The 18,731-nt window shown below is 57.2% G+C and carries 18 protein-coding genes; 9 read left to right on the forward strand and 9 right to left on the reverse strand.

Annotated features, from left to right (window positions below; all coding sequences use genetic code 11):
- Positions 1-17 precede the first annotated feature (17 nt).
- The 3 genes from Q1B21_RS00090 to Q1B21_RS00100 all read right to left on the reverse strand — a co-directional run bounded on the left by Q1B21_RS00090 (position 18) and on the right by Q1B21_RS00100 (position 4,276).
- Positions 18-1,019, reverse strand: coding sequence for a DctP family TRAP transporter solute-binding subunit (locus Q1B21_RS00090; protein WP_299078774.1), 1,002 nt, complete (start codon positions 1,017-1,019; stop codon positions 18-20).
- A gap of 297 nt (positions 1,020-1,316) precedes the next feature.
- A complete protein-coding gene (locus Q1B21_RS00095) occupies positions 1,317-2,546 on the reverse strand; it encodes a sigma-54 dependent transcriptional regulator (RefSeq protein WP_299886708.1) in 1,230 nt (409 codons plus the stop codon).
- Positions 2,543-4,276 carry an ATP-binding protein gene (locus Q1B21_RS00100; protein ID WP_299078771.1) on the reverse strand — a complete coding sequence of 578 codons (1,734 nt, stop codon included), beginning with the start codon at positions 4,274-4,276 and terminating at the stop codon, positions 2,543-2,545. Before Q1B21_RS00100 ends, Q1B21_RS00095 begins: the two co-directional genes overlap by 4 nt.
- 47 nt (positions 4,277-4,323) lie before the next feature.
- On the opposite strand from Q1B21_RS00100, the gene Q1B21_RS00105 reads away from it, so the two are divergent.
- Entirely contained in the window at positions 4,324-5,505 is a 1,182-nt protein-coding gene (locus Q1B21_RS00105; protein ID WP_299886711.1) for a cytochrome P450, read from the forward strand.
- Positions 5,506-5,510: 5 nt separating this feature from the next.
- Here Q1B21_RS00105 and Q1B21_RS00110 read toward each other — a convergent pair whose 3' ends face one another.
- The gene (locus tag Q1B21_RS00110; RefSeq protein WP_298932198.1) at positions 5,511-5,990 is read right to left on the reverse strand and encodes an Lrp/AsnC family transcriptional regulator; all 480 of its coding nucleotides are present in this window, start codon (positions 5,988-5,990) and stop codon (positions 5,511-5,513) included.
- A 144-nt stretch (positions 5,991-6,134) separates the two neighbouring features.
- Here Q1B21_RS00110 and cobA point away from each other — a divergent pair, with 144 nt between their 5' ends.
- The 7 genes from cobA to infC all read left to right on the forward strand — a co-directional run bounded on the left by cobA (position 6,135) and on the right by infC (position 11,756).
- A complete protein-coding gene (gene cobA / locus Q1B21_RS00115; RefSeq protein WP_366525390.1) occupies positions 6,135-6,911 on the forward strand; it encodes a uroporphyrinogen-III C-methyltransferase in 777 nt (258 codons plus the stop codon).
- Positions 6,911-7,225, forward strand: coding sequence for a DUF2849 domain-containing protein (locus tag Q1B21_RS00120; protein ID WP_298932200.1), 315 nt, complete (start codon positions 6,911-6,913; stop codon positions 7,223-7,225). Before cobA ends, Q1B21_RS00120 begins: the two co-directional genes overlap by 1 nt.
- A 65-nt stretch (positions 7,226-7,290) precedes the next feature.
- Positions 7,291-8,955 (forward strand): nitrite/sulfite reductase, encoded by a 1,665-nt coding sequence (locus Q1B21_RS00125; protein WP_299884432.1) that lies wholly within the window; start codon positions 7,291-7,293, stop codon positions 8,953-8,955.
- Positions 8,945-9,706: a phosphoadenylyl-sulfate reductase gene (locus Q1B21_RS00130; protein ID WP_299884435.1), complete on the forward strand. Its 762-nt coding sequence runs from the start codon at positions 8,945-8,947 to the stop codon at positions 9,704-9,706. The genes Q1B21_RS00125 and Q1B21_RS00130 overlap by 11 nt, the downstream gene beginning before the upstream one ends.
- Positions 9,703-10,110, forward strand: a complete 408-nt coding sequence (locus Q1B21_RS00135; protein WP_299884438.1) for a DUF934 domain-containing protein — start codon at positions 9,703-9,705, stop codon at positions 10,108-10,110. The genes Q1B21_RS00130 and Q1B21_RS00135 overlap by 4 nt, the downstream gene beginning before the upstream one ends.
- Positions 10,111-10,216: 106 nt before the next feature.
- Positions 10,217-11,050 carry a ferredoxin--NADP reductase gene (locus Q1B21_RS00140; protein WP_299886714.1) on the forward strand — a complete coding sequence of 278 codons (834 nt, stop codon included), beginning with the start codon at positions 10,217-10,219 and terminating at the stop codon, positions 11,048-11,050.
- A 157-nt stretch (positions 11,051-11,207) separates the two neighbouring features.
- Entirely contained in the window at positions 11,208-11,756 is a 549-nt protein-coding gene (gene infC, locus Q1B21_RS00145; RefSeq protein WP_366140857.1) for a translation initiation factor IF-3, read from the forward strand.
- A gap of 21 nt (positions 11,757-11,777) precedes the next feature.
- Here infC and Q1B21_RS00150 read toward each other — a convergent pair whose 3' ends face one another.
- From Q1B21_RS00150 to Q1B21_RS00160, 3 genes are all read right to left on the reverse strand, one after another.
- On the reverse strand, positions 11,778-12,185 hold the full coding sequence (locus Q1B21_RS00150) for a hypothetical protein (protein WP_299884441.1): 408 nt from the start codon (positions 12,183-12,185) through the stop codon (positions 11,778-11,780).
- Between the two features lie 77 nt (positions 12,186-12,262).
- Positions 12,263-13,579, reverse strand: coding sequence for an aspartate aminotransferase family protein (locus Q1B21_RS00155; protein WP_299884444.1), 1,317 nt, complete (start codon positions 13,577-13,579; stop codon positions 12,263-12,265).
- The gene (locus Q1B21_RS00160) at positions 13,576-14,370 is read right to left on the reverse strand and encodes a 3-keto-5-aminohexanoate cleavage protein (protein WP_299884447.1); all 795 of its coding nucleotides are present in this window, start codon (positions 14,368-14,370) and stop codon (positions 13,576-13,578) included. The genes Q1B21_RS00155 and Q1B21_RS00160 overlap by 4 nt, the downstream gene beginning before the upstream one ends.
- 87 nt (positions 14,371-14,457) lie before the next feature.
- Here Q1B21_RS00160 and Q1B21_RS00165 point away from each other — a divergent pair, with 87 nt between their 5' ends.
- Positions 14,458-15,357, forward strand: coding sequence for a MurR/RpiR family transcriptional regulator (locus Q1B21_RS00165; RefSeq protein WP_299884450.1), 900 nt, complete (start codon positions 14,458-14,460; stop codon positions 15,355-15,357).
- 49 nt (positions 15,358-15,406) lie between these two features.
- Here Q1B21_RS00165 and Q1B21_RS00170 read toward each other — a convergent pair whose 3' ends face one another.
- Both Q1B21_RS00170 and Q1B21_RS00175 read right to left on the reverse strand, forming a co-directional pair.
- On the reverse strand, positions 15,407-16,198 hold the full coding sequence (locus tag Q1B21_RS00170) for a xanthine dehydrogenase family protein subunit M (protein WP_299884453.1): 792 nt from the start codon (positions 16,196-16,198) through the stop codon (positions 15,407-15,409).
- 94 nt (positions 16,199-16,292) lie between these two features.
- Entirely contained in the window at positions 16,293-18,653 is a 2,361-nt protein-coding gene (locus Q1B21_RS00175) for a xanthine dehydrogenase family protein molybdopterin-binding subunit (protein ID WP_299884456.1), read from the reverse strand.
- Positions 18,654-18,731 lie beyond the last annotated feature (78 nt).

Raw genomic sequence — 18,731 nt, forward strand, 5'->3', positions numbered from 1 at the left:
CGCGGTCTGTTCTGGGATCAGAACCCGGCGTTGATAGCTTGGGCCGCATCGATCTTGTCCTGACCGACGTCACCAGAGAACTGGTCCCAAACAGGCTTCATGGCATCAACCCATGCCTGACGCTGTTCCGGGTTCAGATCACGAATGATACCACCCGCATCGGTGATCGACGCTTTTGCGGCTTCGTTTACCGAGAATGCCTCTTTATTGCGGGTTTCAGTCACTTCGCTCAGGATCGTCAGGAACTGATCACGCACTTCCGGATCAAGGCTGTCCAGCCAGTCGACCGAGGTCACAACCAGATAGTCGATGATACCGTGGTTGGTTTCCGTGATGCCATCCTGCACCTCAAAGAACTTCTTCCCGTAGATGTTCGACCAGGTGTTTTCTTGGCCGTCTACAACACCCTGTTGCAGGGCACCGTATACTTCCGAGAACGCCATTTTCTGTGGGCTTCCCCCGATGGCTTCCATCTGAGCGACCAGAACGTCCGACGATTGAACACGGAACTTCAGGCCTTCCGCATCAGACGGATCCATCAGCGGCTTGTTCGCTGACATCTGCTTCATACCATTGTGCCAGAAGGCCAGCCCCTGAAGGCCGCGGCGCTGCATGCTGTCTTTCAGGGCTTGACCGTCATCCGACGCCTGGAACGCGTCGACCGCATCAATGTTCTTAAACATGAATGGCAAATCGAAAAGGCGGAACTGCTTGGTGAACTTTTCGAACTTTGACAGCGAAGGGGCAGCAAGCTGTACGTCGCCTTGCAGCATCGCCTCGAGCACTTTGTCATCGTTGTACAGTGTGGAGTTCGGATAGACCTCCACACACATCACGCCGTTCATCTCGTCGTTGACGCGCTGTTCCAGCAAGGACGCAGCGATGCCCTTAGGGTGTTTGTCGGTGTTCGTCACATGTGCGAACTTCACGACGATCTCGCCATCGTCGCAGGCTGCTATGCCGGCGGTCGCGGTCACAGTCAACACCAGCGCGGTTGCGGCTGTTGTCAGGATTTTCATCTGTTTTTCCTCCCAGACTTCTTTGAACCTTCCCATTGGCGCTTAGTCAGCACCAGACGGCGGAAGTGAAGCGAATCAAACCCGACCGCACAACGGTTCGATCTACCGAACTAGTACGTCGCTTTTTTATATATAAATCATAACGTTATAAGCAATTTTGCAATCGATCGCTTCGTTGACCGCTAACAGAGTGCGGAAAACCGCACACGCCAGAGCAGGTTTGTGCGGATTTCCGCACTCCTAACGAATCGCTTAGGCGAATCGCTGCGCAATAAATCTGCTGCAGCCACAGTCCGTTTACCTACGATAATCTTCTGGTCGAATCTGATAACGGGCCAGCTTGTCGTAAAACGTCTTGCGAGGAAGCTTGAGTGCCTTGGCCGCATCTGAGGCTTTACCATTATGTCGGCCCAGTGCCGCGATCAGCAAAGACCTCTCGACCTGCGCCATTTGCTCGCTCAACCCAAGGTCCCCGGCCTTTGCCACTTCTTCCGGCATACCAAGAACAAACCGCATCGCCGCTGACATCAGGGATCGCGCGTTGCCCGGCCAATCGCTGGCCATAAGGGCAGCCAGATGCTCGGATGTGATTTCAGGCTCAGCGATCCCCGCCTGTTCAGCAGCTTGTGACACATAGTGACGGAAGATGACCGGAATGTCCTCAGGACGTTCGGCAAGCGAAGGGATCAAAATGCGCATCACGTCCAGTCGGTAGAAAAGGTCTGCGTTGAACTGCCCCTCGGACGCCAGGGCCGACAAATCCGCCGTCGTCCCCGCGATGATCCGCGCATCAGTGCCCCGCTCGACCAACTCGAGCGCGGTGTATTGCGTGGCCTGCGGCATTGCCGAGACTTCATCGAGAAACAAGGACCCACCACTCGCGTCCTCACAGGCAAGGGCCAGATCTTCCGGGCTGAGACCCGAGGCCTGGCGTTTGACGAAAGGCCCCTGCCCAACAGCTGACATCAGGTGAACCACTTCGGCGACTTTGGATATCCCACTTCCGGGCGGGCCGTTGACCAGAACCTCGGCGCCGGTCAGAGCGACATTGCGTACCCGATCACGTAACGCTTCTGCTTGATCGGACAGCCCAAACAATAAGCGCGCCGCAGGGTCGCCGCGTTCAAGTTCGGATTTAATCACGCGTTGTTCGATAACATGTCTGCGGGCGGTGAATGCCCTCTCTAACACAGCCAACAAGTCAGATGCGGCGCAAGGTTTTTCCAGAAAATCAAACGCCCCCTGCCCCATGGCCTGAACGGCCATTGGAATATCGCCTTCTCCGGTCAAAAGGATAACTGGAAGATCCGGGTCGATGTCACGGGCGTATGACAATAGATGGAACCCGTCCCGCCCGGGCATTCGAATGTCCGAAACAATTACTCCGGGAAAGTCGGCACGGATGTGATCCTTGGCGGCGACAAAAGACCCGGCGGCGACAGGAGCGTAATCCGCCAGCTCTAGCGTCTGTGACAAAGCCTCACGTACAGCAGCATCATCATCAACCAACAAGACCTTCCGCATTATGCAGCATCTTCCTTCTCAAAAGGGTCCAGTTCCACCGTGAACTCGGCCCCGTCTGCGGTATTTGAACCACGAATATCGCCCCCAAAGCTTTGAACCAGACCGTAAGAGATTGACAGGCCCAGCCCCATCCCATCCGAAGAACCAACGCTTTTGGTCGTATAAAACGGCTCGAACACGCGATCCGGGTCGGCGATTCCGGGGCCAGTGTCGCGCACCGAGACGCGCAGCCGCGTTTGCCCGGACAAAGCGATCGTGACCTGTCTGCGCGAGCGATCCTCCATGGCATCCAACGCGTTGTTGATCAGGTTAACGAACACCTGCACCAGACGCACTTCGCCCCCCCAGACATAGACCGGATTGGCGGGCGGGTCCCAATCCAATGACGCGCCTTCCTCGCGCATGCGCGCTTCGGTCAGTTCAACGGCGGTATTGAGGATATGCACCAGATCGACCCGTCCCGCAGGCTCACTTTCGTTTCGGGCGAAAGCGCGCAGGTTCTTGATAATCCGCGCCATGCGCGACGCCATTTCTGAAATGCGCCCCAAATTCTCGCCGGCTTTCTCGCCTTGGCCACGGGTCATAAAGGCCGTTCCATTGTCGGCAAACTGCCTGATTGCCATTAGGGGTTGGTTAAGCTCATGACTGATACCAGCAGACATTTGTCCCAGAGCGCTTAGTTTGCCGGCCTGAACCAAATCAGCTTGCGCTTGTTTCAGCGCCGCTTCGGCCTCTTGCCGTTCCGCCACCTCGCGTCGCAGGGCACTGTTAGCAACCGTCAAATCCCGCGTGCGCTTGGCGACACGGCTTTCGAGAACGGTATTCGCCTCGGCCAAGGTGCGCCGCCGCTCGGTCGCCAGAAAAAGCAACGCTCCAAAGGCCAGGCAAATCGCGGCAACCGTAGCCGCCTGCAATCCCGCCAGTCGCCGCGCCGGAGCAACATCCACCAGAACCTCGGCCGTCATGCCGATCACCGGCAGATCAAGCGTATGATGCAGCGCGTGGCGCGGAAGGTATCGACCCCAGTTCAGCGTCCACAGCTCATATCCTCCGACCCAGGATGAGGCGAATTCAACCGCCTGATCATCAGGTGGCATCAGCCCCGGTTGTCCGCCAGCGCGACGCCAGAACAGAAGATCAGACCGGTTTGAGATAAAGACTACACCATCCGTATCGACAAAAAAGATCGCTTCGGTACTGCCGCGCCAGGTCTGCTCAACATCTTGCACATCAGCGACGACCATCAACGCCCCTTCTACCTGCCCTTCGGGACCAAAGGTCGGGGCCGCGTAGGTATAAATGCGTGCTCCGCTGAGGGGCTGAACACCGCGCGCGCTGCCCATTGCGCCTTGCAAAGCACGCTCAAACGCCGGATGCCCGGCCATACTGCGCTGAGCCACCGGTTGGGCCGAGGCCAGAATCTGGCCGTTCAGGTCCAGATACATCATGTTCACGGCAGCTGTTTTGTCAGCCACATCCAGAAGCACTTTTTCTGCGTCTTGACGCTGTTGGGGTGTTTCTATGCCGCGCAGGGTGGGATGGTTCGCCATCAGCACCGCAAGTTCCTGGTACACTTGCATCTGAGTGCTCAGCCGGTCCGCCGCCAGCTCAAGATCAGCCTCGGCCTTTTCACTCAATTGCGACACAGCCTGCCGGTAGCCATAGGACCAAACCGCCGCTGACAACAGCCCGACGGCAAACAGGAAACCGACAATGACCCAAATCCTTTGCATGACATAGGGTCTTGCATTCACAGCGACGCATGGCAAGTCTGCGCCGCATGAAGACTTTGTACCAATCTCCTACTGATCCCGGTTTCGTACAAGATCCATACCCGTTTTACGACGCGGCGCGGGATTGCGGAGATCTGGTGTACTGGAACGACTACAACATGGTCTCAGCCGTGTCTCATAATGCTGTTCATACGTTGTTTCGCGATCGCCGGTTTGGTCGTGAAGTTCCGCCCGAATTAGCGCGTATTGGTCCAGACCACCTCGCGCCGTGGCTTACAGTAGAGGCACATTCGCTGCTGGAAGCCGAACCACCCAGGCACACGCGTCTGCGCGCTTTGGTCATGCGGGCGTTCACGTCGCGCGCCATCACGGCGCTTACGCCATCCATCGAAGATCTTTGCAACACCCTTATCGATGCTTTCCCTGCTGGACCATTTGATCTGCTGGAAACCTACTGCACGCAGGTTCCGGTCATTACGATCTGCCGTCTGCTAGGCGTCCCCAAGGATATGGCGCCCAGCCTGCTTCGCTGGTCGCATGACATGGTCGCGATGTATCAGGCCAGCCGCACACGCAAGATCGAAGACAGGGCCGCGCAATCTGCGCAGGACTTCACCAGTTTTCTCGACGACTACATTCGAAGCCGGCGCAGTGATCCGCGAGACGACTTGATCACCCGACTAATCGCTGCCGAAGAGGAGGGCGAAAAGCTCTCTCGGGACGAGTTGGTGGCGACCTGCATACTTATTCTAAATGCGGGCCACGAAGCCACGGTCCATTCCCTTGGCAACGGGGTGAAAACGCTGTTGCAGACCGGAACCGGCCCGCAAGCGTTCGCGGCCGATGCCATCGACAAAACTGTCGAGGAAGTCCTGCGGTATGACCCGCCTTTGCACATGTTCACACGCTACGCTTACGAACAGGCCGAACTATTTGGGCACTCCTTCAAGCGGGGGGATCAGGTGGCTCTGCTGCTGGGCGGGGCGAATCGTGACCCTGCAATCTGGCCAGATCCAAACAGGTTCGATCCGGCGCGTGCGATTCAAACCAACACCAGCTTCGGCGGAGGATTGCATTTCTGCGTCGGTGCACCGCTTGCTAGGCTGGAAATGCGGATTGCTCTGCCGGTTCTGTTCCAAAGATGCCCAAATCTGCGGTTGTCGGAACAACCTGTTTATTCAAACAGCTATCACTTTCATGGCTTAGAACGCCTTTTGGTGCAGGCCTAAGCCTATCAAGCCTCAACCAACGCATTCAGCGGCAGCATTGTGGTCGACTTGATCTCCTCCATCGACAGCAACGCCGTTACGTTGTGGACCCGTACTTCTGAGATCAGAGACTGATAGAACTGATCGTAAGCACGGGCGTTTTTAACCCTGACCTTCAGGATGTAGTCGATGTCCCCTGCCAGCCGGTGCGCTTCTTGCACTTCCGGGTGATCCCGCAAGGCTTTCAGGAATTTGTGCTGCCATTCCGCCTCATGCTCGGACGTTCGGATCAACACGAAAAACGTCGCTTCGAATCCCAGCGCTTCGGCATCCAGCAAAACAGTCTGCTGACCGATGATCCCGGCCCCTTTCATTTTGCGAATGCGATTCCACACCGGTGTCTTGGAGCTGCCAACCTGGGCCGCGATTTCATCCAGTGACTGACTGGCATCACGCTGCAGTTCGGCCAGAATTTTCCGATCCATGTCGTCTATGCGCACCGACATTCCAAATTTCCTTCCGTTTCGAAACCAACGTCCCGATGCATCCGCAAGTTAGAACATATGTTCTTATTTCGACGGACATATGGCGCTTTGGTGGGAATATTTCCTATATTGAGAGGCAAGTCAAACCAAGCTCGAGACGATCCGATGCAGCATTCACATGAGACAAAAGACACAGGACATGTCGACTTTGTTGGCGCCGGCCCCGGTGATCCGGAATTGCTGACGCTCAAGGCCCTGTCTGCATTTGATCAGGCGGAGATTGTCCTGCATGACCGTTTGATCAGTGATGAGGTTCTTGCGCTGGCAGGCCAAAATGCGGCGCTGGTCGATGTTGGCAAAGCTGGGTTTGGACCGTCCTGGAAGCAAGAAGATATTGATCAGCTTCTGGTCGAACATGCCTTGCGGGGCAAGCGCATTGTGCGCCTGAAATCCGGGGACCCCACTGTATTTGGCCGCCTGGACGAAGAAATCGAAGCGGTTGAGGCTGCTGGTATCCCCTGGCGTATCATTCCCGGCATCACCGCTGCATCCGCAGCAGTTGCGGGAATAGGTCAGAGCCTAACCCGCCGTGGCCGCAACTCTTCTATCCGGTTCCTGACCGGGCATGACATGAAAGGTTTTGCCGATCACGACTGGGCCGCGCTAGCGCGCGCAGGTTCTGTTGCTGCCATCTACATGGGCAAGAAGTCTGCCCGTTTCATTCAGGGTCGCTTAATCATGCATGGCGCAGATCGCGCCACGCCGGTCACTCTGGTCGAAAACGCATCGCGCCCTGATCAACGCATTCTGCCCACTACGCTGGATCGACTACCGGCCGATCTGGCCGCCGCCGAAATGGACGGCCCCGCCCTGACATTTTATGGCCTTGCGCCGCGCGATGCGGCGCAGGCTGCCACCGAATTCAATAAGGAGCTTGCCTGATGGCCCGCGCTTTCACCCCCAAAGTCGTCACTGCAAACGATTTGCTAGAGGGCGATGTGATTTATCAGACCGAAGATGACCGCTGGTCGCGTGACCTGGCCGAAGCAGAGCTGATCACGGACGAAGCACACGCACAGGTTCGCCTGCTTGATGCGGCTCGTCAGGCCAGCAAGATCGTCGGGGCATACCTCGCCGACGCAGCAGCCGGTGAAAGCGGCCCTGAACCCACCCATTTCCGGGAAGACTTCCGCCGGACTGGCCCGTCCAACTATGCCCACGGCAAACAGGAAACTTCCCAGCAGCCCCGGACCTGACCTCAGGCCCCTCTCTCCCCTTTCAAGGCCCCCAGGTTTGGGGCTGCACCTAAGGACAGCTAGACATGTATCGCTACTCCGAATTCGACACCGCATTCCTGGCAGAGCGCAACGCACAGTTCCGCGCGCAGGTCGAGCGCCGCATTGACGGTTCGCTGACAGAGGATGAATTCAAACCGCTTCGCCTGATGAACGGTCTGTATCTGCAATTGCATGCTTACATGCTGCGGGTTGCCATTCCCTATGGCACACTGAACAGCGCGCAGATGCGTCAACTGGCCCTGCTGGCCGAGAAGTGGGACAAGGGCTATGGCCATTTCACCACGCGGCAAAACATCCAGTACAACTGGCCTAAATTGAACGACGTGCCAGATATGCTGGACGCGCTGTCCGAGGTTGGAATGCACGCCATTCAGACCTCAGGCAACACCATCCGCAACGTGACCGCCGACCACTTCGCCGGTGCCGCCGCAGATGAGGTCGCAGACCCGCGCCCCTATGCTGAATTGCTGCGCCAATGGTCCACCGACCACCCGGAATTCCAGTTCATGCCGCGTAAGTTCAAGATTGCCATCACGGGATCCGAAAACGACCGCGCGGTGATCAAAGCACATGATATCGGCCTGCAACTGGTTGAACGCGATGGCGTTCTGGGCGCGCGCGTTATCGTTGGCGGCGGCCTGGGCCGTACCCCGATGATTGGCAAGGAACTGTCGGACTTCGTCGCCTTTGACGATCTGCTGGCTTACCTTGAAGCAACCGTTTCGGTGTGGAACCAAATCGGTCGCCGCGACAATAAGTACAAAGCGCGCATCAAGATCACCGTGCACGAGCATGGCATCGATGCGATCCGCTCCAAAGTCAATGAGCGCTTCCTCCAGACCCGCCCCCAGTTCAAAGGTGCGGACATGAACCTGTTGGAAGAGATCAAAGGCCACTTTGCGCCGCCAACCTATCGTGACGGTTCGGTGGTCTCGTTTGAGAGCGCCTATACCAATGATCCGGTCTTCCGGTCTTGGGTCGACACCAACATCGCGCCGCACAAAAACGCGGACCATGCGATCATCACGATCTCGATCAAGAAGCACGGTGCTACACCCGGTGATGCGACGGCTGAACAGATGCGCGTGATGGCCGATCTGGCCGAAGAATTCGCCTATGACGAGTTGCGCATCAGTCATGAGCAGAACGTGATCCTGCCGCATGTCCACAAATCCGACCTGCCCGCGATCCACGCCAAGTTGAAGGAATACGAACTGGCAACCGCCAATATCGGCTTGATCAGCGACATCATCGCCTGCCCCGGTATGGACTACTGCGCGCTGGCGACAGCCCGTTCAATCCCGGTGGCACAGCAGATCGCAACCCGTTTCGACGAGTTGAAGCTCGAGCATGACATCGGACATCTGAAGATCAAGATCTCGGGCTGCATCAATGCCTGTGGTCACCATCACGTGGGTCATATCGGCATCCTGGGTCTGGATCGTGCAGGCGTTGAGAACTACCAGATTACTTTGGGTGGTGACGGGACTGACACCGCTGCAATCGGCGACCGCACAGGTCCGGGCTTTGCCTATGACGAAATCGTGCCCGCTGTCGAACGCATCGTCGAGGCTTATCTGGAACAACGTGAAAGCGCCGAGGAAACTTTCCTTGAAACCTACCGTCGGGTTGGAATGGCACCGTTCAAAGCGGCCCTCTACCCCGAGGCGCAGGCCAATGCCGCTTGACCTGATCCAGACGGAACTGGGCAAAGATCGCGCTGAGTTGACCGAAAGGGTCGACGCGCTGAACGCCCGGTTCCGCCATCACAGCGCCCATGACGTGATGCATGGTGCCATAGAAGAAATCGACGAGCTTGCCTTAGTTTCAAGCTTCGGCGCGGAATCGGTGGTGTTGCTTCATATGGCAGCGGTGGTCGACAAGATGACGCCGGTGCTGTTCATCGACACGCAGATGTTGTTCACCGAAACACTGGAGTACCAGCAAGTGGTCAGCGAGCGTCTGGGATTGCGAAACGTCAAGATCATCCGAGCGGATGATGAAGATGTGGAGCGCGAAGACCCCTATGGCGCGCTGCGGTTGCGGGATACGGATGCGTGCTGCAACCTGCGCAAGACCTTCCCGCTGCAACAGGCTTTGTCGGGCTATTGCGGTTGGATCACCGGGCGCAAACGGTTTCAGGCGGGCACACGCACAACGCTCGAGTTCTTTGAGGTCGAAGACGGCACCGGTCGGATCAAGGTCAACCCACTGGCGCATTGGGCGCCCGAAGATGTGCGCACCTATATGGACGAAAACAACCTACCCCGGCATCCGCTGGTGGCGAAAGGATACCCTTCGATCGGCTGTGCGCCCTGCACCTCGCCGGTCAAAGAAGGCGAAGACCCCCGCGCCGGACGCTGGCGCGATCAGAGCAAAGAAGAATGCGGCATCCACTTTGTTGACGGCAAAATGGTGCGCGCAGGAGAGAAAACATGACTGTAGTTGTAACCGATGAAGGGTTCACCCCCGATGACTGGACCAATGGCTATGTGACATTGGAAGACGCCGCAAATGACGTTGTGGCGCTGGATGTCGCCTCGGACACGGACCCCGATGAGTTGATCGACCGTCTGGGCAGCGCTGAAATGGTTCGGGTGGATTTTCCCTCTTTTGCGGATGGGCGTGGTTTTACCATTGCCCGCACATTGCGCCTGAAAGGATATACCGGACGGTTGCGTGCCAAAGGGCATGTGCTGGCTGATCAGTACGCGATGGCCCGCCGTAGCGGGTTTGACGAGGTCGAAATCGACCAGGATCTGGCCTCTCGCCAACCAGAAGATCAATGGCTTGCGCGCGCCAATTGGCTGGACAACAACTATCAGGCCCGCCTGCGCGGTTAACTCACCGCCCGCCAGCTTGTGACACAAGGGGGCAATCCGCCCCCTTTTCATGACCTGAATCAAAGCTTAAACGGAGATGTTGGTTTAACAGACCGACAGTGAAATGATGACAGAGATGATGCCCGTGACCGAAGCCACCGCCGTTAAGGCCCCTGTCCTGCCGGACGCCCAGACCGTGACCGATGTGAAGCATTGGACTGACAGTCTGTTTTCCTTCAAGGTGTCCCGCCCCGCCAGCTTGCGTTTTCGCTCGGGCGAGTTCGTGATGATTGGCCTGCTGGGCGACAACGGCAAGCCACTTCTGCGCGCCTACTCGATCGCCTCGCCATCCTGGGACGAAGAGCTGGAGTTCTACTCGATCAAAGTGCAGGACGGCCCGCTGACATCGAAGCTGCAGCACATCAAACCGGGTGACCAGATCATCCTGCGGCCCAAGCCTGTTGGTACGTTGGTGCATGATGCATTGCTGCCCGGCAAACGCCTGTGGTTCTTTGCCACCGGCACCGGATTTGCACCATTCGCCTCGCTGCTGCGCGAGCCGCAGACCTATGAAGATTATGACGAAATCATCATCACCCATACCTGCCGAGAAGTGGCCGAGCTGGAATATGGTCGTCAGTTGATCGAACACATCCGTCAGGACGAGTTGCTGGCCGAACTGATCGGCGAAGGATTTGCCGACAAGATCCGCTACTACCCGACCACCACCCGGGAACAGAGCCCAAAGATGGGACGTATCACCGAGTTGCTGAAAGACGGCACAGTGTTTTCGGATCTGGGTGTCGAAGGTGGCATCAAGCCCGAAACAGATCGTGCCATGGTCTGTGGATCACTGGCGTTCAACCTCGATATCAAAGCGATACTGGAAGAATTCGGGCTGCGTGAAGGTGCGAATTCTGACCCGAAGGAATTCGTTATCGAAAAGGCATTTGTCGGCTGATCTGCGTGGCTGGCCGGGAATTCCACACTCAGCCAGCCAAATCCCGCTATAAATCCCTGGATTTTCGTGTTTCCCGGCACTTATGTTGCTTGAAACAATGCGCGCACCAGTCTAAATTCCGGGCTCGAAATTCTGCAATAATCAAAGGAATGAACCAATAGCTCGCAGACCCCACAACGCGCCGCCGCAACGAGACACTGGCCCACGCGTAAACGACAAGATCCGGTCCCCCGAAATCCGCCTGATTGGCGCTGAAGGCGAAAATGTCGGGGTGGTTCATCCCGCCAAAGCTATGCAGATGGCCGACGAAGCCGGCCTTGATCTTGTAGAGATCTCTCCGAACGCAAATCCCCCGGTCTGCAAGATCATGGATTTCGGCAAGTTCAAGTATGAGACGCAAAAGCGGGAAGCCGAAGCGCGCAAAAAGCAGAAGATCATCGAGGTGAAAGAGGTAAAATTCCGGCCCAACACCGACACGCATGACTACGACGTCAAGATGCGCAATGTGTTCAAGTTTTTGGAAAACGGCGACAAGGTGAAAGTCACCTTGCGTTTTCGTGGCCGCGAGATGGCCCACCAGAATCTGGGTCGCGAATTGCTTGAACGCGTTGCGGAAGACACCAAGGACATTGGCAAGGTCGAGAACATGCCAAAGATGGAAGGTCGTCAGATGATCATGATGATCGGTCCACTGCCGCAGAAGTAACCTGCCGTCAGCTGTCGTTTTCTAAAGCTCTCGCCCATTGGCGGGGGCTTTTTTGTTTGCCAGCCACCGGGCCGCATCCCGAATATCAAAGGCAAGCGAAATGACATCTACAACAAACAGGATCACAAGAAACCCAAGATAAGTCGATCGCAATTCCGCGCCGCTCAGCAATAGGCCAATGACGATCACAACCATAGGTGTCCAGAAAACAATGTGTGGCAACGCCATCGCACCAGACATACTGCGGGTCACCAGCATGATCGGTATGTTGAACGCCATTCCTGCAATCGCAAGAACCGCGATCAGAATCCCCAGCGGCTGATCCAGAAACGCCAACGGTATCAAGTTCACTGGGACCAGAATGAATGACACCCAGATCTGAACCCACAAAGGCAAGTTCCGAAAACTCGTCCAGATATCTAGCAGCATGTCATAACCCCAAGTCAGTGAGCTGTGAGACACAACTATATGGTTCTTCCTGAACCGGAAGGCTGGTCACATCATTGTCAGATCACAGACGTCAGCGCACGCGCCAATTTTTCGACCAGTTCTTCAACCTGTTGATCCGCAATGATGAACGGCGGGGCCAAAAGAATATGATCCCCGTTCCTGCCGTCTCGGGTCCCTGACATAGGGTAACAAATCAACCCCTCGGCCATGGCAGCCTTTTTGATCTTTCCAGCGATCCCCAAGCCGGGATCGAACGGAGTTTTCGCCTCTCGGTCGGCGACCAACTCAATGCCTCGAAACAACCCTCGCCCCCGGATATCGCCGACATTCGCGTGCTGTCCGAAAGCGGCCTGCAACGCGGATTGCAATTGTTCTCCCATGACACCGGCGCGTGAGGGCAGATCGCGCGTTGTAAGTTCGGTCACAACCGCCAAAGCCGCCGCAGTCGCCACTGGATGGCCGATATACGTATGCCCATGCTGAAAGAACCCCGACCCATCCCGAATCGCGCCATAAATCTGACCCGAGCACAGCATGGCGCCAATTGGTTGATACCCTGCCCCTAACCCTTTGGCGATACACAGAATGTCTGGTGCGATACCGTCGTGATCGCAGGCAAACAAATGCCCGGTTCGCCCCATGCCGCACATGACTTCGTCTAGGATCAACAGCACACCGTATTGATCACAGATTTCACGCACACGCTTGAAATACCCCTCAACCGCCGGAACCGCGCCAAGTGTCGCCCCCACAACCGGTTCAGCCATGAAAGCCATAACCGTTTCGGGGCCCAACCGCAGGATTTCTTCCTCCAACTCATCGGCAACGCGCTGGCCATACTCAAAACTGCTCTCACCGTCGGGCTTTTCGGCATATTCATAACACGGGGCAATATGCGTCATCTCGATCAACATCGGGGCAAATTGCGCCCGCCGCCATGCGTTCCCGCCTGCCGACAAAGCCCCCAAAGTGTTTCCGTGATAGCTTTGGCGTCGGGCAATGACGTGGTGACGCGCGGGCTGACCGATTTCAAGGTAATACTGGCGCGCCAGCTTGATTGCCGCCTCAGTTGCCTCTGACCCTCCGGACACGAAATACACCCGATCCAGATCACCCGGCGCGTGTTGGATCAACAGATCAGCCAGTGCTTCTGCCGGCTCAGAGGTCATGAAACCACTATGCGCAAATGCGATCTGTTCCACTTGTTTCTGAACAGCTTCAATCACGGCCGGGTTGGAATGACCCAGACAAGACACAGCCGCGTCGCCACAGTCCAGATAGCGTTTGCCCTGCGTATCGATCAGATAACACCCATCACTGCCTGCAGCGACCGGCAGTTCGGCTTTGGTATGCCTTGGAAAAACGTGGCTCATACTAGCGTCCTTTCAATCCTGGAGATCAGCGCTGCAACAGACTCGGCGTTGTCGGCCCAGGGTCGACCGGTTGGATCGGTCAGGCTGTTTTCAAATCCTACGCGCACATCACCTCCACGCAAGGCGGCTTCTTGCAGACAAACATGTTCTTGAGACCCAAAGGCGCACACCATCCATGGTTCTGCGTCCTGAGGGAAAAGATCGATATCTTCCGGGGCTGACACCTGACGGGTCGCATACCGACCCAACACAAACAAGCGATCAGCCTGCCCGGCCCGAACGATCTTGTTGGCTTTCCAATGCTCTAACAGCTTCGCATCCTCCGCATCGTACAGGATGTGCTGAACCCGAGTGCCCTGTTCCTTGCAAAGACCATAAACACGCTCGGCCAATTGGGGCGCGCGCGCGATTTCGCGCACCGAAATCGACGCCCATGTCGGTTGAACCTCCAGAAGGCAATCCAATTGTGCCTTAACGTCAAAGACACCCGCAGCCTCAGTCGAAATCTGCACATCCATGTCTGGAACGATCGAATGAAGCGCAGCAATCGTCTCGCGGTATCGCCCGGCGTCCAGCGAATGCTGCCCCTGATCATCCCGAACATGCAAATGCAAACCTTGCGCACCTGCGTCAAAGCACGCGCGTGCAACGTCTACGATCTGGTCGACGGAAACCGGAAGCTGAGGATGGCCCAGCCGGTCCAACCGCGCCCCGTTTGGGGCAACCATTACATAGGGCCTTTCAACGGACGCCCAGGAGCTGACTTCTTGTCGTCGAAGCGGATTTGACATTGCTGGTTCTCCTGCCGCCCTTGTCATACAGCCACCTACCCGGCGTTTTCTATTTTCAAATTTCAAAACATATGTTTTTCTTTGGTAATGACGAATACATCCATACAATTGGTCAAACTCTTACGTCGCAATATCGATCAATTTCCACCGCAGCTTCAAGCGGCGGCCAAGTACATTATCGATCACCCCGCGGATTTCGGCATCGACCCCATTCGGGTCACTGCAGAAAAGATCGGCGCCAGTTCGAACGTTTTGGTCCGGCTGGCCCAACGGCTGGGCTTTGACGGTTTTGATGCTCTCCGACAGCCATTCCGACAAGCGCTCGTCACCGACAAAGAGGACAGCCTGCAACAGGATTGGTTGGCGGGCATGAGGTCAGCCGATCAACTAAGCCAAACTCAGGCATCCCTTGCTCAAAACGAGCTGAATGTGGTCACAAGATCGCTGCGCCTGATGGACCCCAAGAAGATCAGGCAAGCCACAGATTTCATTCTTGGTGCCCGCCGGTGTTTCGTCACGGCCACCCGCGCCAGCCATGCGTTGGCATACTATTTTCACTATGTCGGTCGTATGGCCCATCCGGATCTACACCTAATCCCACGCCACATGGGATCGGCGATTGACGATCTGTTGGACGCAGACAAAAACGATTGCCTGCTTGCCATGACCGTTCACCCCCATTCCGCGGATACAATCCGGTCGATGCGCTTTGCGCGGGACAAGGGCATGCGGATCATCCTGATCTCTGACAGTGATCTCATCGCTCCCGGTATCAAACCCGATGTGACTTTTCAGATCAGCACCCGGTCAATGCATCACTTCTCCAGTTTTTCCGGGGCAATGGCGGTTCTGGAATGCCTGCTGGGCCATCTCTTCGCTGCGGGCGGGGATGCCGCGCGCCAGAGGGTCGAAGATTACGAAAAAGCCCGAGAAGACACCAACGCCTATTGGCAACCATCAAAACTTCCCAAACTGCGCAGGCCTTAAAGCCCCGGTGTTTTGACCGGGGCTCTAACCTACTTTCTGAGATTCGTATTTAGATGGTCGCTTGTACGGCGCGTTTGGTCATGACCTTGACCAGATGTGCGCGGTAGTTTTTGCTACCGTGCAGATCGGCGATCATGTTGGCGGGGTTGATATTCAGATCCATCAGCGCGTCTTCGCGGAACTCTTTGCTCAGCGCCTGTTCGGCCTCGGACCAGCGGAACACGCCGTCTTCGCTGGCGCCGGTGACAGCAACACGCACACCGTCTGCAAACCGGGCCAGGTACACACCCACCAGCGCAAAGCGTGATGCCGGTTGCAGGAATTTCTGATAGCTGGCCGCCTGCGGCACCGGGAACCGGACACTGGTGATGATCTCACCCTCATCCAGCGCCGTGGTGAACATGCCCTGAAAGAAGTCATCTGCTGCGATCTGCCGGGTATTGGTGACAATCGTAGCCCCCGATCCCAACGCGCCCGCAGGGTAACAGGCCGCGGGATCATTATTGGCGATCGAACCGCCAATGGTGCCGCGATTACGCACCGCCGGATCGCCAATCTGACCGGCCAGCGCTGCCAGCGCCGGATAGCTGCCAGCCGCATCAGCGGCCACCGCCGCATGGGTCGTCGCGCCGCCAATTGCGACCGAGCCATCATCCTCGACGCAGACCCCTTGCATCTCAGCAATACTGCTCAGGGACACCAGCGACGACGGGGCTGCCAAGCGCTGTTTCAGCGTCGGGATCAGGGTTTGCCCACCTCCCAGCGCCTGCGCATCTTCGCTCCCCAGTGCCGCAACCGCATCAGCAATGGTCGAGGGCTTCTCAAACTCGAAATTGTACATTTCGTCTTCCTTTCCAAAGAGCACCCTTCCGCTCTTCATCTTTTTGGAAATACTCCGGGGGTCTGGGGGCGGCGCCCCCAGTCTTCCCCATAACTCACCCGTTCATCGCCGCCCAGACACGCGACGGGCTAACCGGCATGTCGATATGATCGACCGCCTTGCCACCCGAGTTCAGCGCATCCAGAACCGCGTTGACCACAGCCGGTGGCGAGCCGATTGCACCGGCCTCGCCACAACCCTTCACACCCAGCGGATTGTGGGTACAGGGCGTCTGGCTGGAATGGTCAACACCATAGAACGGCACGTCATCGGCACGCGGCATCGCGTAATCCATGAAGGATGCGCTTAGCAGTTGGCCATTCTCGTCGTAGGCGCAGTTCTCAAGCAACGCCTGACCAATGCCCTGACCGATGCCACCATGCACCTGACCGTCCACGATCATCGGATTGACGATATTGCCAAAGTCATCCGCCGCAGTGAACGCCTCGATGCTGACCTGCCCGGTCTCGGGGTCAACCTCGACTTCACAGGCATAAGCGCCAGCCGGGAAGGTAAAGTTGGCCGGGTCGTAAAACGCGGTCTCTTCCAGCCCTGGCTCAACTTCCAGAGGGTAGTTATGCGGCACATAGGCCGTCAGGGTTACATCCCCCCAGGCCACCGATTTGTCGGTGCCGGCCACGCTGAACTGACCATCCTTCAGCTCGATATCCGCCTCGGAGGCCTCCAGCAGGTGGGCGGCGATCTTCTTGGCCTTGTCGATCACCTTCTCGGTCGCCTTGACCATGGCCGAGCCGCAAACAGCCAGGCTGCGCGACCCATAGGTGCCCATGCCAAACGGGATCTTCGAGGTGTCGCCATGTACGATCTCAACCATCGACTCGTCGATGCCGATCATGTCAGCCACAACCTGCGGGAACGCAGTCTCGTGCCCCTGCCCGTGGCTGTGTGCACCAACCATCACGCTGATTGATCCGGTGGCATTCACCCGAACGGTTGCGGCATCATAAAGACCCGCACGGGCCCCCAGCATGCCAACGATGTTCGACGGCGCAATGCCGCAAGCCTCGATATAGCAGTTGATGCCCAGACCACGCAGCTTGCCGTTGGCCTCACTGGCCGAACGACGCGCGGCAAAGCCTGTCAGATCGGCAGCAGCTTCAAGCTTGTCCATGGTCCCGTTGTAGTCGCCGGTGTCGTAGGTCAGCGCGACCGGAGTGTCATATGGGAATTGGGTTACAAAATTCTGTCGCCGCAATGCAATCGGATCGACACCCAACTCGCGCGCGGCCTTATCGACGACGCGCTCCAACTGATAGGTCGCCTCGGGGCGGCCTGCGCCGCGATAGGCATCCACCGGCACCGTATTGGTGAACATCGCCTTCACATTCACCTGAATGACCGGGGTCTTGTAATTACCCGCCATCAGCGTGCCATGCAGCCAGGTCGGAACCGAGCTGGAGAAGGTCGACAGATAGGCACCCAGATTGGCGTAAGTGTTGGTACGCAGGCCGACAAAGTTGTTATCCGCATCCAGAGCCAGTTCGATCTTACTGACATGATCGCGGCCATGGGCATCCGACATGAACGCCTCGGATCGGCTGGACGTCCATTTGACCGGGCGGTTGCAGGCCTTGGCGGCGAATGTGCAGAACGCCTCTTCGGCATAGTGGAAGATCTTGGTGCCAAAACCTCCGCCCACATCGGGCGCCACCACACGCACCTTATGTTCCGGCAGACCCAGCACAAAGGCGCACATCAGCAAGCGGATCACATGCGGGTTCTGCGAAGTGGTATAGAGCGTATAGTCCTCGGTCGCGCGGGCATATTCCCCCACCGCCACACGGGGCTCCATCGGATTGGCGACAAGACGGTTGTTGACCAGATCCAGAGTTGTCACATGGGCCGCATTGGCGAACACCTCGTTAACCTTGGCGTCATCCGTCTCGCCCAGTTGCCAATCATAGCAAATGTTGTTCTTCAAATCGTCATGAACCAATGTCGCGCCATCCTGCGCAGCAGCCTTCATGTTCATGACCGCAGGCAGTTCCTCGATGTCCAAATCGATCGCCTCAGCGGCATCGCGCGCCTGTTCTAGGCTATCGGCCACTACGGCTGCGATGGGATCGCCTACATGACGCACTTTACCCTGCGCCAGAATTGGGTGCGGCGGTTCCTGCATCGGCGCGCCGTGCTTGTCGGTGACCTCCCAACCGCAGGGCATACCGCCCACGCCTTCGAAATCCTTGCCGGTGAAGACTTTGACGACACCGGGCATGCCCTCGGCCGCCGAAGTGTCCACTTTAGTGATCCGGCCATGTGCGATGTCGGACCGCAGGAAATACACATGGGCTTGACCATATACGTTGATGTCGTCGGTGTAGTTGCCTGCTCCGGTCAGAAAGCGCACGTCCTCGCGCCGCTTGGAACTGGCTCCGATGCCACTGTCTTTGGGCATTGCTTGTTCTCCTCCCATAAACGGATGCTATGCATCCTATGTCATCCCACGGGCGTCTCCCCTGACGCCCGCAGCGGC

Origin of the sequence: uncultured Ruegeria sp. (assembly GCF_947504215.1) — a bacterium.
Lineage (GTDB): Bacteria > Pseudomonadota > Alphaproteobacteria > Rhodobacterales > Rhodobacteraceae > Ruegeria.

Bases quoted from the DNA above. Each gene is read 5' to 3' on its own strand.
- Q1B21_RS00090 (WP_299078774.1), bottom strand. From the start codon at position 1,019: ATGAAAATCCTGACAACAGCCGCAACCGCGCTGGTGTTGACTGTGACC.
- Q1B21_RS00125 (WP_299884432.1), top strand. From the start codon at position 7,291: ATGTATCGCTACTCCGAATTCGACACCGCATTCCTGGCAGAGCGCAAC.
- Q1B21_RS00170 (WP_299884453.1), bottom strand. From the start codon at position 16,198: ATGTACAATTTCGAGTTTGAGAAGCCCTCGACCATTGCTGATGCGGTT.
- Q1B21_RS00100 (WP_299078771.1), bottom strand. From the start codon at position 4,276: ATGCAAAGGATTTGGGTCATTGTCGGTTTCCTGTTTGCCGTCGGGCTG.
- Q1B21_RS00155 (WP_299884444.1), bottom strand. From the start codon at position 13,579: ATGAGCCACGTTTTTCCAAGGCATACCAAAGCCGAACTGCCGGTCGCT.
- Q1B21_RS00105 (WP_299886711.1), top strand. From the start codon at position 4,324: ATGAAGACTTTGTACCAATCTCCTACTGATCCCGGTTTCGTACAAGAT.
- Q1B21_RS00135 (WP_299884438.1), top strand. From the start codon at position 9,703: ATGACTGTAGTTGTAACCGATGAAGGGTTCACCCCCGATGACTGGACC.
- Q1B21_RS00175 (WP_299884456.1), bottom strand. From the start codon at position 18,653: ATGCCCAAAGACAGTGGCATCGGAGCCAGTTCCAAGCGGCGCGAGGAC.
- cobA (WP_366525390.1), top strand. From the start codon at position 6,135: ATGCAGCATTCACATGAGACAAAAGACACAGGACATGTCGACTTTGTT.
- Q1B21_RS00110 (WP_298932198.1), bottom strand. From the start codon at position 5,990: ATGTCGGTGCGCATAGACGACATGGATCGGAAAATTCTGGCCGAACTG.
- Q1B21_RS00140 (WP_299886714.1), top strand. From the start codon at position 10,217: ATGACAGAGATGATGCCCGTGACCGAAGCCACCGCCGTTAAGGCCCCT.
- Q1B21_RS00165 (WP_299884450.1), top strand. From the start codon at position 14,458: ATGACGAATACATCCATACAATTGGTCAAACTCTTACGTCGCAATATC.
- Q1B21_RS00130 (WP_299884435.1), top strand. From the start codon at position 8,945: ATGCCGCTTGACCTGATCCAGACGGAACTGGGCAAAGATCGCGCTGAG.
- Q1B21_RS00160 (WP_299884447.1), bottom strand. From the start codon at position 14,370: ATGTCAAATCCGCTTCGACGACAAGAAGTCAGCTCCTGGGCGTCCGTT.
- Q1B21_RS00120 (WP_298932200.1), top strand. From the start codon at position 6,911: ATGGCCCGCGCTTTCACCCCCAAAGTCGTCACTGCAAACGATTTGCTA.
- Q1B21_RS00150 (WP_299884441.1), bottom strand. From the start codon at position 12,185: ATGCTGCTAGATATCTGGACGAGTTTTCGGAACTTGCCTTTGTGGGTT.